Origin of the sequence: Pseudomonas purpurea, assembly GCF_039908635.1 — a bacterium.
GTDB lineage: Bacteria > Pseudomonadota > Gammaproteobacteria > Pseudomonadales > Pseudomonadaceae > Aquipseudomonas > Aquipseudomonas purpurea.
The window spans coordinates 3044629-3058719 of the sequence record NZ_CP150918.1 but is presented as its reverse complement, the minus strand read 5'-3'; the positions used below and the strand labels follow the sequence as shown (position 1 = coordinate 3058719).

The 14091-nt window shown below is 60.9% G+C and carries 12 protein-coding genes and 1 pseudogene; 2 read left to right on the top strand and 11 right to left on the bottom strand.

Features of this window, described 5'->3' with window-relative positions; genetic code table 11:
- Positions 1–9 precede the first annotated feature (9 nt).
- From glgA to AABM54_RS13755, 7 genes and pseudogenes are all read right to left on the bottom strand, one after another.
- Entirely contained in the window at positions 10–1578 is a 1569-nt protein-coding gene (gene glgA, locus AABM54_RS13785; protein ID WP_347900499.1) for a glycogen synthase GlgA, read from the bottom strand.
- 542 nt (positions 1579–2120) lie between these two features.
- Positions 2121–3141: pseudogene (locus tag AABM54_RS13780) on the bottom strand (alpha/beta fold hydrolase).
- 83 nt (positions 3142–3224) lie between these two features.
- Positions 3225–3659 (bottom strand): YqaA family protein, encoded by a 435-nt coding sequence (locus tag AABM54_RS13775; protein WP_347900497.1) that lies wholly within the window; start codon positions 3657–3659, stop codon positions 3225–3227.
- Positions 3659–4105: a DUF411 domain-containing protein gene (locus tag AABM54_RS13770; protein ID WP_347900495.1), complete on the bottom strand. Its 447-nt coding sequence runs from the start codon at positions 4103–4105 to the stop codon at positions 3659–3661. Before AABM54_RS13770 ends, AABM54_RS13775 begins: the two co-directional genes overlap by 1 nt.
- A gap of 29 nt (positions 4106–4134) precedes the next feature.
- Positions 4135–4965 (bottom strand): copper resistance protein B, encoded by an 831-nt coding sequence (locus AABM54_RS13765; RefSeq protein WP_347906198.1) that lies wholly within the window; start codon positions 4963–4965, stop codon positions 4135–4137.
- Positions 4966–5003: 38 nt separating this feature from the next.
- Positions 5004–6749, bottom strand: a complete 1746-nt coding sequence (locus AABM54_RS13760) for a copper resistance system multicopper oxidase (protein ID WP_347900493.1) — start codon at positions 6747–6749, stop codon at positions 5004–5006.
- Positions 6750–6855: 106 nt separating this feature from the next.
- Complete coding sequence (locus AABM54_RS13755) at positions 6856–8850, bottom strand: methyl-accepting chemotaxis protein (RefSeq protein WP_347900491.1); 1995 nt, start codon at positions 8848–8850, stop codon at positions 6856–6858.
- Positions 8851–9286: 436 nt separating this feature from the next.
- Between AABM54_RS13755 and AABM54_RS13750 the strand changes: the two genes are divergently transcribed.
- Positions 9287–9820 (top strand): hypothetical protein, encoded by a 534-nt coding sequence (locus AABM54_RS13750; protein ID WP_347900489.1) that lies wholly within the window; start codon positions 9287–9289, stop codon positions 9818–9820.
- A gap of 43 nt (positions 9821–9863) precedes the next feature.
- Here AABM54_RS13750 and AABM54_RS13745 read toward each other — a convergent pair whose 3' ends face one another.
- The gene (locus tag AABM54_RS13745; protein WP_347900487.1) at positions 9864–10859 is read right to left on the bottom strand and encodes an aldo/keto reductase; all 996 of its coding nucleotides are present in this window, start codon (positions 10857–10859) and stop codon (positions 9864–9866) included.
- 117 nt (positions 10860–10976) lie between these two features.
- Here AABM54_RS13745 and AABM54_RS13740 point away from each other — a divergent pair, with 117 nt between their 5' ends.
- Entirely contained in the window at positions 10977–11852 is an 876-nt protein-coding gene (locus AABM54_RS13740; protein ID WP_347900486.1) for a LysR family transcriptional regulator, read from the top strand.
- Here the strand turns inward: AABM54_RS13740 and AABM54_RS13735 are convergent.
- From AABM54_RS13735 to AABM54_RS13725, 3 genes are read right to left on the bottom strand one after another with little or no spacing between them, the layout of a single operon-like run.
- Positions 11841–12779 carry a GNAT family N-acetyltransferase gene (locus AABM54_RS13735; protein WP_347900484.1) on the bottom strand — a complete coding sequence of 313 codons (939 nt, stop codon included), beginning with the start codon at positions 12777–12779 and terminating at the stop codon, positions 11841–11843. The two genes, AABM54_RS13740 and AABM54_RS13735, sit on opposite strands and share 12 nt — an antisense overlap.
- A complete protein-coding gene (locus AABM54_RS13730) occupies positions 12776–13234 on the bottom strand; it encodes a hypothetical protein (RefSeq protein ID WP_347900482.1) in 459 nt (152 codons plus the stop codon). Before AABM54_RS13730 ends, AABM54_RS13735 begins: the two co-directional genes overlap by 4 nt.
- Positions 13206–13946, bottom strand: a complete 741-nt coding sequence (locus tag AABM54_RS13725; protein WP_347900480.1) for an AMP-binding protein — start codon at positions 13944–13946, stop codon at positions 13206–13208. The genes AABM54_RS13730 and AABM54_RS13725 overlap by 29 nt, the downstream gene beginning before the upstream one ends.
- Between the last annotated feature and the right edge of the window lie 145 nt (positions 13947–14091).

Below are 14091 nucleotides of genomic sequence, written 5' to 3'. Positions count from 1 at the left end.
GAAGTCCTCTTACACTTTGGCCGACTTGCCCAGCGCCTTGGCCACCAGTTGTTCGTAGAGTTCGGCATAGGGTTCGACGGCCTTGCACCAGTTGAACGGCGCGGCCATGGCACGGCAACGCATGGCGTTGAGCAGCCCCGGGAAGGCGAATACCTTGAAGGCGCGGCGCAGGGCTTGCTCGTAGCTCTGGACCGTCGATTCGTCGAAGAGAAACCCGGTGACGCCGTTTTCAATGGTGTCGGCCAGACCTCCGGTGTTGCGCGCCACCGGCAGCGAGCCGAAGCGCTGCGCATACATCTGGCTCAGGCCACAGGGTTCATAACGCGAGGGCATCAGCAAAAAATCGCTGCCGGCGAACATGCGTCGAGCGTCGGTTTCGTTGAAGCCGATGCGCACGCCGACCTGGCCGGGGAAACGCAAGGCGAGGGCGCGCATGGCCTGTTCTTCCTCCGGTTCGCCGCGCCCGATGATTGCGATCTGACCGCCCGAGGCGACGATGAAGGCGGCGACGGCCTCGGTCAGGTCCAGGCCTTTCTGGTAGACCAGCCGCGAGACCACGGCAAACAGCGGCCCCTTGGAGTCCTTCAGGCCGAACAACTGGCGAACGTGGGCCGCGTTGACCGCTTTGCCGTCCCAGTCGCCAATGCTGAACGGGCAGACCAGGTGCGGATCGGTGGCCGCATCCCAGCTGTCGTCAATGCCATTGGGAATGCCGCTGAGCAGGCCTTGCTGGGTTTTGCTGGCGAGGAAACCGTCGAGGCCGCAGCCGAAGGCCGGGGTGGTGATTTCCTGCGCGTACGTGGCGCTGACCGTGGTGATATGACTGGCATAGGCCATGCCGGCCTTGAGAAAGGACAGCTTGCCGTAGAACTCCATGCCTTCCTGTTGCAGGGCATGTTCGGGGATGCCCAACTCCGGGCAGGAAGCCAGGCTGACCACGCCCTGATAGGCGAGGTTATGAATGGTGAACAGCGTGGGTGTGCGCTGCCCGCGCCAGTGCATATAGGCCGGCGCGAGGCCGGCGGGCCAGTCGTGGGCATGCACCAGATCCGGGCACCAATGGAGATGGGCCAGGTTGGCGGCAATGTCGGCGGCGGCGAGCCCCAGCCGGGCGAAACGGATATGGTTATCCGGCCAGTCGCGACCGTTATTGGCGCCATAAGGCGAACCCTCGCGCTCGTACAGTTCCGGGCAGATCAGTACGTAAATCACCAGGCCGTCGGGCATGTCCATGCGCCCGATCTTGCAGGGTGGCAACGCCGCGTGGCCGCCGAGTTCGCCGATGATGTGGATCGGGTTTTCGCTGTGCAGCACTTGCGGGTAACCGGGGATCAACACCCGCACATCATGCAAATGCGCCATTGCCCGAGGCAGTGCCGCGCAGACGTCACCCAAGCCACCGGTCTTCACCAGGTCGGCGATTTCCGAGGTCACGAACAAGACTTTTTTCTTGTTCGGATTCTGGCTGGAGACTGGCAGTACCGGCTTCGCACCCGGGGTCAGCACCGTCATCGAGGTGGCGGCACTGGCCTGCGATTGAGAACGCGCTCCCTGAACTTCCAAAGCGGCACTGATCATGAGTCTCTCCCGTTTTATTGATCTGTTTCTGCTTTAGCACCCGCGGACCCGATGGCCAATTCCGGTGGCCAGACGCAATAGCGCTACGCAAAGAAGAGCAAGGGCTGCCCAATGCGTTGAAGCAGAAAGGGTGGAGGAGCCATTGCAAGGATTGCACCAGTCGACACCGCTCCACCTTTAACCTGACTCGTCGCTTGAGCGAAAAGTTTCGAGTTTTTTCAAGGCAGATGACTGACCGGTTTTCCCTCGCGAAACTCAGTCTAGGCCAGAACCTAGAGCGGGGCAGGGCGGATTGACGAATTGTTCGACAATCGGTTTTGTGTGGCTGTTTTCGTGGGGTGTACGGGTAGATGCGCACCGACGAAGGGCTCTTTTGAGTGCGCACGGGGGCGAAAAGAGGGAGTAGGGTGCCTGGCAATGGCGCGAGGAAAAAACGGCCTCGCACCCTTTTTGTGCGCGAGGCCGACTGATGCTCCTTGGGTTTGACCACTTGGTCGGTTCTGGTGAGCGGGCGCAGTGGTTGCCCGCCATGCGTCCACCTCTCAGGGGGTCTGATTGCTCTTGTTCAGCCAGCCGAGCAAGGCTTGATGGAATCGGGTGGGCTCCTCCATCTGTGGCGCATGCCCCAGCCCCGGGAACTCTATCAGGGTGGACCTTGGAATGAGCTGGGCGACCTGCTTGCCAAGCACATCGTAGCGACCGATTTTCGCCTTCACCTCGGGTGGGGCAATGTCTTTGCTGATGGCGGTGGTGTCGGCGGTGCCGATTAACAACAGGGTCGGTGTTTTCAGATGCTTGAATTCGTAGAACACCGGCTGGGTGAAGATCATGTCGTAGATCAGGGCCGAGTTCCACGCCACTTGAGTACGGCCCGGGCCTTTGCTCAACCCGGCGAGCATGTCTACCCAGCGGTCAAACTCCGGCCGCCAGTGACCCGCGTAATAAGTGTTGCGTTCATAGTCGCGAATGTTCTCGGCGGTCAGCGTGAGTTCACGCGCGTACCATTGGTCGACGGTTCGGTAAGGCACGCCGAGGGCTTTCCAGTCCTCCAGGGCCGATGGGGTTGACCAACGCCAGTTGCTCAACTTGTTCGGGGTATTGCAAGGCGTAACGGGTGGCAAGCATGCCACCCGTGGAATGGCCCAGCAGCGTGGCTTTTTGAATGCCCAGTTTTCTGAGAAGGTCATGGGTGTTGGTGGCCAGTTGCTGAAAACTGTACTGATAGTTGTCCGGTTTGCTGGAGGTGCAAAAACCGATCTGGTCCGGTGCGATCACCCGATAACCGGCGGCACTCAAGGCGTTGATTGAACCCTCCCATGTGGCAGCGCAAAAGTTTTTACCGTGCATCAGCACGATGCTGCGCCCGTTGGCCTTGGCACTGGGAGGAACGTCCATGAAGCCCATTTCCAAGGGCTTTCCCTGGGACTCAAAGGCAAAATTTTGAATGGGGTAGGGGTAGTCGAAGCCTTGCAATTGCGGACCGTATGAGGGGCCGTCGGCATGGACGATGGTTGGCAGGGCAGCAGACAGCAACAGCAGCCACAAGGGATGTAATTTAGGCATTGGTGACTCCGTGTCGAAAGGCCCGATGCTGGTGCGACCTGATTAGGGGGGGATTAAGAAGGGCCGTGATCCGTCTCAGGCGTTTAACTCATCCAGCCCAGCGTCATCAGCGCCAGCACCCCGTAGCGGGCGCCCTTGGCCAGGGTCACGATCAACAGAAAGCGTGCGAGCGGTTCGCGCATCACCCCGGCAATCACGGTGAGGGGGTCACCGATGATCGGCACCCAGCTCAGCCATAACGACCAGTGCCCGTAGCGTTGGTAATGCCCTCGGGCCTTGTCCAGGTGCCGGGGGCTGACCGGGAACCAGCGGCGCCCCTTGAAGCGCTCGACGCTATGCCCCAGCCACCAGTTCAGCAACGAGCCGAGGACATTGCCCAGGGTGGCGATGGCCAGTAACGTCCAAAGCCAATACCGGTCGCTCAGCAGCAAGCCGACCAACAGCGCCTCGGACTGCAATGGCAACAGGGTCGCGGCGCCGAATGCCGCCAGGAACAACCCGAGGTAACCCGTGAGCATTACCGGGCCGGGTAGTCGGCAATCACTTCATCGGTGCCATTGGTTCTCAAGCCAATCACTTGGTAAGCGTCGACCTGGCCGCCCATTTCCATGCCCGGCGAACCCGTTGGCATGCCCGGTACGGCTACGCCCAGCAGGTCCTGGCGTTTGCTCAGGGCCAGCACCTGTTCGGCCGGCACGTGGCCTTCAACGAATTTGCCGTTGATCACGCCGGTGTGGCACGAGGCCAGACGTGGTGCCACGCCAAGGCGCTGCTTGACGGCGCTCATGTCGGGTTCGACGTGGTCGATGACCTTGAAACCGTTGGCTTCCAGGTGTGAAATCCAGCTTTTGCAGCAACCGCAATTCGCGTCGCGGTGCACGTCGATGGGGATCAGGTCGGCCGCCTGGGCCATGGAGCTGATGAACAGGGCGCCAAGGGCAGCCAGACGCAGTGTGTTTCGCATGGGAAGTCTCTTGTCGATCGTTGTTGGGGTCAGAACCACAGCCGGATGCCGGCGACGAACCGTGCTTCGTGGGTGTCGTCACCATCCTCGCGGGCGTAATCCGCCGTGTTGCCGTATGAACGGCTCCAGCTCACGCCAATGTACGGCGCAAACTGCGGGACGATTTCGTAGCGCAGGCGTACACCGGCTTCAGTGTTCGCCAACCCGGAACCGATACCGCGTTCAGGGTCGTTGCGGGTGTAGGCATTGACCTCGGCGGTCGGCTGAAGAATCAGCCGGTTGGTCAGCAGGATGTCGTAGTCGCCTTCCAGCCGGAGCGCATTTTGCCCCCTTTCGCCGACAAAAAAGGTTGCTTGTGTTTCAAAGTTATACAGCGCCATGCCTTGAAGGCCGAAGGCTGCCCAGGTTTGCGGCGCGCCTGGTTTGAAGTCCTGACGAATCCCGATGACCCCATCCCACCATGGACCCAGTGCATGGCCCCAGAGTGCCTGGGCTTCGGCTTTTTCGGTGGTGCCGTTGCCGCGCTCACCTTCGGAGCGCAACCAGAGGCGGTCGATGTCACCGCCGATCCAGCCACTGATGTCCCAATTCAAAGCACTGCCCGAGCGAGCGTCCTGATACTCCAGTTGATCGACCAGCAGAAAGCTGTTGATCGCCTTGTCGTGCACGCCATGCCCGGACACCGGCGGGAATGCGGCGCGACGGTCGGCGTCGGTGAGGACCGGAATCGGTGTGCGGCTCTCTGACGGTGCCATTGTCGAGTGATCCATGCCATTCATCTGGCTGTGGTCCATACCAGGCATTGGCGCATGCCCCATGCTGGAATGGTCCAGGGTTTCGGCGGACTGCGCCGACGCCATGTAGAGCCCCAACCCAGCGGTCAGCAACAGATGACGGTTCATGACGGGCTCCCCGGTTCATCCACGCGCACTTCACGAAACATCCCCATCTCCATGTGGAACAGCAAATGGCAGTGATAGGCCCAGCGCCCAAGGGCATCGGCCGTGACCCGGTAACTGCGGCGGGTGCCGGGCGGCATGTCGATGGTGTGTTTGCGCACCTGGAAACGGCCGTTTTCGTCCTCCAGGTCACTCCACAGGCCGTGCAGGTGAATCGGGTGGGTCATCATGGTGTCGTTGACCAGGGTGATGCGCAGCCGCTCGCCGTAAGTCAGGCGCAAGGGTTCGGCGTCGCTGAACTTGATGCCGTCAAACGACCAGGCGAATTTCTCCATGTGCCCGGTGAGGTGCAGCTCGATCGTGCGCGAGGGCTCGCGGCCGTCCGGGTCGGCGAAGGTGCTTTTGAGGTCGGCATAGGTGAGCACGCGTCGACCGTTATCGCGCAGGCCAATGCCGGGGTCGCCGAGTTTGGCGCTGGGGCTCATGGTCTGCATGTCCACCAGCGGGTTGTCGGTTTCGGACGCCGGGTGGGCCTGCATCGAGCCGCCCATGGCGGCCATGCTGCCGTGATCCATGCCCGCCATCTGGCTGTGGTCCATGGTCGGCATGGTGCTCATGTTTCCGTGGTCCATGCCCATGTCGGCCATGCTGATCAAGGGCCGTGGGTCGAGCGCGGGAATCGCTGCCTGCAAGCCTTCGCTCAGGCTCAACGTGCCGCGAGCGTAGCCGCTGCGGTCCATGGACTGGGCGAACAGGGTGTAGGCCGCCTGGCTTCCCGGTTCGACAATCACGTCGTACGTTTCGGCGACCGCAATGCGCAGCTCATCGACGCTCACGGGTTGCACGTATTGCCCGTCGGCCGCGACCACGGTCATTTTCAGGCCGGGGATGCGCAGGTCGAAATAGCTCATGGCCGAGCCGTTGATCAGCCGCAGCCGCAGTTTTTCGCCGGGCTTGAACAGACCAGTCCAGTTGCTCGCGGGTGACTGGCCGTTCATCAGGTAGGTGTAGGTCTGGCCGCTGACGTCGGCCAGGTCCGTGGGGCTCATGTTCATTTCAGCCCACATCGTGCGATTGGCGACGGTGGCGCTCCAGCCGTCGCGGCTGACGTCTGTAATGAAGTCGCCGACCGTGCGCTTGTGGCGGTTGTAGTAGTCGGACTGTTTTTTCAAGGTGCGCATCAACTGGTCGGGCGCCTGGTCGCTCCAGTCGCTGAGCATCACCACGTAGTCGCGGTCGTACTGGAAAGGTTCGGGTTCGCGGGCGTCGATGACCAGCGGGCCATACACCCCGGCCTGCTCCTGGAGGCCGGAGTGGCTGTGATACCAGTAAGTGCCGTTTTGCCGGAGCGTGAAGCGGTACTCGTAGAGGCCGTCCGGGGCGATGCCCTGGAAACTCAAGCCTGGCACACCGTCCATGTTGGCCGGCAGGATGATCCCGTGCCAGTGGATCGAGGTGTCTTGCTGCAAGCGGTTGCGCACGCGGATCGTCACCGTGTCGCCTTCGCGCCAGCGTAACAACGGCCCGGGCAGGCCGCCGTTGATGGTCATCGCGGTGCGTGCCGCGCCGGTGAAGTTGACCGGCGATTCGCCGATCCACAGATCAAACTCGGTGCCGCGCAACGCCAGCGGCTGGCCCGTGCCTTTGAGCGCCCACGCGGGCGGGTGCCACAGCCCGACCCCGGCCAGCAGGCTGCCGGCGGCCAGACCCTTGATGAAGGTGCGTCTTGAAGGTGTGACGTGCATAACGAAAAAGTCCCGTCAGGCCTGATGATTCAGGAGTGACGGGACCTTATTCCGTGGGCGCTGTCAGGAAACTGAGGCGCGGATTACAGATTTGTCAGCCACAGGCTCAACGCACCTTGAAGCGCCCCATGATCGAGCTGACCCGGCCGTTGGCTTCGAGCAGTTGGCGGGTATTGAGCTCGGTCGCGTGGCCGCTTTGCACCAGTTCATCGACCATGTGGCGGATCTGCACCATGCTGCGGTTGATCTCTTCGGTCACGGCGCTCTGTTGTTCGGCGGCCGTGGCGATCTGGGTGCTCAGGCTGTTGATGTGGCTGACGGAGCCGGCCATTTCATCCAGCCCGGCGTTAACCCGTGCCGTGGCGTCGGCAGCGGATTGGCAACTGGCCTGGGTGTTTTCCATGGCGGTCACCGAGGAACTGACACCCTGGGTCAGGCGGCTGAGCATTTCATTGATTTGCGAGGTGCTGTCCTGGGTGCGGGCGGCGAGGGCGCGGACCTCGTCGGCGACCACCGCAAAACCGCGCCCTTGTTCACCGGCCCGGGCTGCTTCAATCGCTGCGTTCAACGCCAGCAGGTTGGTTTGCCCGGCAATCGCCCCGATCACCCCAAGGATTTCGGTAATGCGCTGGGCATCCTGCTGCATGCTTTCGACCTTGTGCGTGGCGCTGGCGACTTCGTCGATCAGGGCAATCACGCTGCTGGACGCTTCCCCGACCACCACCCGCGAGCGGTCGGCGTGTTCGTTGGCGCGCTGGGTGAAAGCGGCGGTTTCGGCGGCATTCTCGGCAACGCTGTCGGCGGTGGAACTCATTTCGGTGATGGCGGTGACGGTCTGGTCGGTTTCGCTGGCGTGGCGCACCAGGATCTGGTTGGTCTGGGCTGACGTCTGCTGGAGTTTTTCCAGGCTGGAGGCCATGGCCCCGGTGGCCTGGGTGACTTCGCCGATCATGCTTTGCAGGTAGGCGATGAAGGTGTTGACCGAGTGACCGATGGCGCCCAGTTCATCTTCGGCGCGGATGGTGATGCGTCGGGTCAGGTCGGCGTCGCCGGCCGACAGCGCATCGATGTTGGCTTTCAGGGCGGTCATGCGCTGGATCAACTGGCGTATTGCATACATCTGCAACAGCACCAGCAGGATCACCATCGGGATCTGCAACAGGCTCAGCGTACCGAGTACATCGTCACGTTGGGCGGTGATGAGTTGGGTCGGCAAGGCAGTGGCGAGGAACCATGGCGTGCCTTCGATGGGGCGCATGAAGAAGGTATTCGCCACGCCCTGATTGTCAAACTCGACCCGCTGCAATGTGGCGTCGCGGCGGCCCAGCGCTGTCTTCACCTGGGCGGCAAGCGCTGAGCTGGCGGCGAGGTCGCTGATGTTTTTCAGCACGATCGGGCCGTTGATGCGCGAGCTGTTGCTGATGATCTTGCCGTCGGCCTCGACGATCAGCATTTCGGCGCCCAGGTCTTTTTCCTTGCGCGCGACCAGATCGTTGAAGAAGCCCAGGGTCACGTCGATGGTCGACACCCCGTACGGCACGCCATCGCGAGTGATCGCCATGGCGCAGTTGGTGCGGGGTTCGGCACTGGCGTCATCTTTATAGGCGGCAGCCCAGGCGCATTGGCCACGGGGCGTTTGCATGCCGCCCTTGTACCAGGCCTGGTCGTAGTAGTTGGGCGCGGCGTCACTGTTCCAGAAGGTGTTGACCGCCAGTTTGCCCGAGGCATCGCGGTGCCAGAAGGTGCTGAACTTGTTGCGCCCAGCCTCACGCTGGCCGGGCAGCGGCCAGATACCGCCGCCGAACACCTTGAGCTCGCCGTACTGATCCACCAGGCCGGGCAGCACCGTATCAATGGTGGTGCTGTCGAGCAGTGGAATGGTTTGGGTGATAGTGCGTTGCTGCGCCTGAACCTTGTTCAGTTCGCCCTGGATCTGTTGTGCCACTTCACCAATGCGGTTCAGCACCACCTGTTCTTCGGTGTGCCGCAGCTTGGGGGCCACCAACTGGCTGATGCCGGCCACGGTCAACCCGAACAGCACCAGGATAAACAGGACCAGAAACGAGGTGTAGCGGGCTTGAATCGTGCGCAATGCGGGCATGGGCCTGTCCTTGTGGAGCGTTCTTGTTATTCGACGCTTGAAGTGTCGGAGCTTTGAGACGTTATCGGCCCGGGAAAGCACGCCTTTAGTACGAGCGTGCAAGATTCGGTCGCTGACAGACGACCGGTTGGTCACAGCGTTGGTTTGCCGGAAAACCTCATCAGCAAATCGTATAAAACCCGTCACAAAGGGTTTTCAGAGGCCCTCGCTGGTTTGTTAAACAATTGTTTTGGCTAGTAAAACCGGGGCGTTGTGGATTTGTATCGTAAATGTACGAAAATTGTAAAAAGCGGAAATATTTGTTGGAGAGGGTCGGGGCCCTGCCGATACTTGAGGCACATACATCGACTCAACAAGGATTTTTCATGCGCACCCTACAGGGATGTCAGCAACGAATGACTTGTGTCTTCCACATGCAAATAACAGGAGCCAGGTCATGACCATCGGCAACGTTGGAGGCTGGACCAGCAAGGCCGGCCTATTGGTTCGTGAAAGTCCTAACGCGGGCAAGCAGGTCAGCCAGAGCGCCAAGCTGCGGCAGATGTTGACCCTGGTGGGTAACAATCCGGCAGCGCTGGATACGGCCAAGATGGATGCCCTGAAGCTGCATAGAAACGTCAAGGGTTTCGATCCGCAAAGTGTCACCCCCAAGCAACTGGGCAGCATGAGCGCCTTTTTGAAAGGGCAAGGCCTGATCACCGATGTGACGTACCTGACGCTGATGAACGCCGGTGACAAGTTCGACCGTTTCGGCATTCAGAAAGAAGACGAAAAATTCAATGCGCTGGAGTATTTCGCCACGCAACTGGACACGATCCAGAGCAATAACCTGAAGGGCAACAAGTACGCCAACGGCTTGATTCCCGAGTACAAGAAAGCCATTTACGTACTGCAGAACCTGTTCGAATACGGCAAGGGCAATGGCACCACCGCACCACCGAACACTAAAGGCATCAAAAGCGTCGTTTGATGTTCAATGGCATGGGCCCGATGCGGGCCCATGCACAGTGGTGCTATTGATTGAGCATTTCCATGACCTCTTGCGGGTAGCGCAGACCCGCAGCGGCATCTTCTGGAAAAATCGCCTCCAGTGCCTGCAACTCGGCGCTGCTCAATACAACGTCCAGCGCAGCAATGTTTTCCTCCAGATACGTACGTTGCTTGGTGCCGGGAATCGGGATCAGGTAGTCGCCTTGCGCCAGTACCCAGGCCAGCGCCAATTGCCCGGCCGTCACGCCTTTCTCTGCGGCCAACGCTTGTACTTGCTTGACCAGTAGCAGGTTCCTGGCGAAATTCTCCCCCTGAAAGCGCGGGTTGAAGCGTCGGTAATCGTCTGCGGCAAAGTCGTCGGGACTTTTCAATGCACCGGTCAGAAAGCCCCGGCCCAAAGGGCTGTAAGGCACGAAGGCCACGCCTAGGCGCTGGCACGTCGCAAGGCAGCCGTTGTGCTCCTGATCGCGGCTCCACAACGAATACTCGCTTTGCAACGCACTGATGGGGTGAACCTTGTGCGCCCGCTCCAGGGTTTGCGCCGACGCTTCGCTCAAGCCCAGATAACGCACCTTGCCGGCCGTGACCAGCTCGGCCATCGCGCCAACGGTTTCCTCGATGGCGACTTCGGGGTCGATCCGGTGCTGGTAATACAAATCCAGGGTGTCGATACCCAGGCGTTTCAGGGTGCCGTCAATCGAGGCGCGAATGTATTCCGGGCGGCCATTGATGCCGCGTCCACCGGGGTTCTGCGGGTCGCGGACGATGCCGAACTTGCTCGCCAGGAACACCTGGTCGCGCTTGCCGACGATGGCTTTGCCAATCAGTTCTTCATTGGTGTGCGGGCCGTACATGTCGGCGGTATCCAGCAGCGTGATGCCCATTTCCAGCGCCCGGTGCAGGGTTGCGATGGCCTCGGTAGTGTCGGTACCGGTGGTGTAGAAATCGCTCATACCCATGCAGCCCAGGCCGATGGCGGAAACTTGTGGACCGTTTTTACCCAGTTGACGAGTGTGCATTGCAGTGAGCTCCTTAAGATGAGGTGCGCAGTGTGACGCTCGACAAACGCAGGATAAACCGGCTAAAAGCACTATCACTGTTTGTAATTTCTAAATAATCAACGAGCAAATCAATCCATGGATCGGTTTAACGCCATGCGTGTGTTCACGCGAATTGTCGAGCTGGGCGGTTTCGCCAAGGCTGCTGACAGTCTGCAACTGCCGCGCGCTTCGGTGACCATCCTGATCAAGCAGCTTGAAGCGCACCTGGGTGTGCAGCTGTTGCAACGCACCACGCGGCAGGTGAATCCGACCCTCGACGGGGCCGCCTACTATGAGCGCTGCGTTCGGCTGTTGGCGGACCTGGATGAAACCGAGGCGGTGTTCTCGACCGGGCGCTCCGTGATCATGGCGGCGCTGCCAGGGTTCACGGCTCGCTATCCGCTGATCCGGTTGGAGATCGGCCTCAATGACCGCCCCGTGGATTTGATTCGCGAGGGTGTCGATTGCGTGGTGCGGGGCGGGCCGGTACTCGACGACTCGTTGGTGGCCCGGCCGTTGGTCATCCTGGATCAGGTCACGTGTGCCAGTCCTGCCTACTTGCAAGCGCGGGGCATTCCGCGTTGCCTGGACGACTTGGCAGGGCATCAGATGGTTGAGTATTTCTCCAACACCACAGGTAAGCGGTACGGTCTGGAGTTTCTGGTCGAATCACAACTGCGCTTGTTCGACCTGCCCAAACAGGTGTCCGTCAACAGCGCCGATGGTTACCTGGCGGCGTGCGAAGCCGGGTACGGTCTGGTGCAAACGCCTTACTACCATGTTGCGCGGCAGTTGCGTGAGGGCAGCTTGTGCGAACTGCTCAAGGAAATGCCGCCGCCAGGGTTGCCCCTGACGGCGTTGTATCCCCCTCATCGCCAGTTGTCCCAGCGGGTGAGGGTGTTTGTCGATTGGTTGGCGGCGCTGTGCGCAGAACCTGACATCGGTTTCCGCCGCCCGGATTCAGGCGGCTGACGGCGCGTGATGTGTTTCCCGGTGTGCAGCTACCGCTTGCACGTCGTCATGCAGCCGTTGCATGTGCGTACAGCACAGCTTCAGCGGTTGGTGCCTGGCGCCTCGATGAAACAACGCGAACCAACCCTGGCTCGCGGGCATCAGGCCGGTAAACACAAAGCCTGCCAATGACAGTGCTTCCAGCTGTTGGCTGAACCGCCGGGAAAGCTCAAGCCTGAGGGAAACCAGCCAGTGCTCAGGCAACCGCCGCAGTTGATCGATCGTCTGTGAGCGCAGGTTCTGGACGGTCAACTCAATGCGTTCATGGTGCTGACAAACCTGCAACGGCCGGGCTGGCCGTTGCGCAACCGCCGCGCACATCCCGAATGCCTCGGCCAACCGCTCACCCAAGGCCTGATAGCGATCAGGCCAGTGCAGGGGCGGAAGCGGTCGGGCATGCCCATTGACCATCGCATAGCCCAGCACGATGGTTTCCTGATGCGGGTTGCCGAAGGGTGAGGGCACGTAGTCGGGCAGCAGCCCGGTGCTGTGAAACCCGAGGGTGCCGGCCATTTTCTGGCTAAATGGATGGCTGGTGACTTGCTTGATCGAGACGATTTCCAGCCCCAGTCGAGATGAGCGGCGCAGCAGCTCACGCCCGAGTTGGGTCGCGATGTGCCGGCCTTGCGCGTCGGGGTGAACCAGGATCAACGCCAGCTCCGCGTGCGCCGGGTCAAGTGGATCGCGGCACAGCGCGGCATGGCCGACCACCGTGTCGCCATCCACCGCCAACAGTGAGTACCAATGACCGCTCGCGTTGTGCTGGCTGATCATGTTGGGAAAATACACATCGGGTTGCACATAACGCGGGCCGTAAACCTGACGGAACAGGTCACTCACCGGCGCCGCATCCACGTGCCGGAAGCGGCGAAGCCTGAGTGTGTTCATGGCGTACGCTCGAGCGGTTTAGCGGTGTACTGGCGCAGGTCCAGGAACGGCAGGTGCTTACCGCTACGGGGGTGAAGCTGCAAAGCGGTCGCGGAACACCGCAGCACTTCAACCTCGAGCTGAGCATCGTCGACCATCCGGCGGATCGCCGCATCGTGATGAATCAGCGTGTCACGCAGCGCCAGATCGACGGCAGGCGTGGTATCCGTGTTGCCGGCCCATTTCAAGGTGATGCGGTCCTTGTGGCCATCGCTCTGGATGACCACTTGCCATTGCAAGCTTCCCGTCAGCCGTTGAACGATCTCGCTGATTTCGTCTGCAAGCAGCGAGGCGATCCCGACGCGCACCCGCTGGCTCTGTGCGCTGCGACCCTGCAAGGCGAATTTGCGTCGGGCGCTCCCCGAGGGTTCACGCCAGCACGCACGGTCACCGACCGGATAGCGCAGCATCGGCATGAGCCGGCGCGTCAGATTGCTGATTACCAGCAGGGCCGGCGCGATCACACTCATCGATCACTTCGCCGGTCTGTTCATCGACAATCTCCACGTGGGTGTGTCCGTCAAAGGCCCGGTGTTCACCCAACCCGCAATCGCGGGTGCTGGCACCCACCAGCCCGGCATCGACGCAGGCGTAACCCACCGAGGCAATGCGGGCATTAGGGAACACCCGCTCAAGGATCGGTAACTGCGCAGCGAACAGGCTTTCACCGCCATACAGCACCGTCGTGACCTGCGGCAGGACGATCCGCTGTTCCCCGAGCCAGGCACCGAATCGCAGCAACTGCGCGGGAACACCCGCCAGCACATTGATGCGATGTTCGCCGATGGCCTGCGCGAGGGTTGTCGGGTCGACCTCGCCGGTAAAGGGGAACTCGGCAACAGGGACGCCGACATGCGCCAATGACGCGTGAATAAACAGAAAACCGGCGTACAAGTCCCCGGCAAAAAACAGGTTGGCTACCCGGTCGCCAGCGCTCAGCTGCGCCGCCAGGCCTTGACCGAACGTGCGGACCATCTGCTGCCATTCGTCATGGGTGTACACCACCCGTTTTCCCTGGCTGGTCGAGCCACCGGTCTTGAAAATCAGTGCATCGTGCGGGGTATCCGTGAGTACCGGCCACGTGTCCAGGTTCTGACTGTCGTTCCAGAAGGTGCTGGTATCGATCAAGGGCAAGTCTTCAAGTTTAAAATCAACTTCGGGTATGTCGATAAAGTGCGAAGCATAAAATAACGAACGTGTTCGGGCATGCAAGGCAAGTTGTTCAATTGAATAAATCATGGTGTGAGTCTTATTCTATTTAATAGATCGCTGA

Excerpts from the sequence above, each read along its gene's own strand:
- AABM54_RS13760 (WP_347900493.1), bottom strand. The coding sequence starts at position 6,749 with ATGCACGTCACACCTTCAAGACGCACCTTCATCAAGGGTCTGGCCGCC.
- AABM54_RS13750 (WP_347900489.1), top strand. The coding sequence starts at position 9,287 with ATGACCATCGGCAACGTTGGAGGCTGGACCAGCAAGGCCGGCCTATTG.
- AABM54_RS13745 (WP_347900487.1), bottom strand. The coding sequence starts at position 10,859 with ATGCACACTCGTCAACTGGGTAAAAACGGTCCACAAGTTTCCGCCATC.
- AABM54_RS13740 (WP_347900486.1), top strand. The coding sequence starts at position 10,977 with ATGGATCGGTTTAACGCCATGCGTGTGTTCACGCGAATTGTCGAGCTG.
- AABM54_RS13775 (WP_347900497.1), bottom strand. The coding sequence starts at position 3,659 with ATGCTCACGGGTTACCTCGGGTTGTTCCTGGCGGCATTCGGCGCCGCG.
- AABM54_RS13765 (WP_347906198.1), bottom strand. The coding sequence starts at position 4,965 with ATGGCGTCGGCGCAGTCCGCCGAAACCCTGGACCATTCCAGCATGGGG.
- AABM54_RS13730 (WP_347900482.1), bottom strand. The coding sequence starts at position 13,234 with ATGCCGATGCTGCGCTATCCGGTCGGTGACCGTGCGTGCTGGCGTGAA.
- AABM54_RS13755 (WP_347900491.1), bottom strand. The coding sequence starts at position 8,850 with ATGCCCGCATTGCGCACGATTCAAGCCCGCTACACCTCGTTTCTGGTC.
- glgA (WP_347900499.1), bottom strand. The coding sequence starts at position 1,578 with ATGATCAGTGCCGCTTTGGAAGTTCAGGGAGCGCGTTCTCAATCGCAG.
- AABM54_RS13735 (WP_347900484.1), bottom strand. The coding sequence starts at position 12,779 with ATGAACACACTCAGGCTTCGCCGCTTCCGGCACGTGGATGCGGCGCCG.
- AABM54_RS13770 (WP_347900495.1), bottom strand. The coding sequence starts at position 4,105 with ATGCGAAACACACTGCGTCTGGCTGCCCTTGGCGCCCTGTTCATCAGC.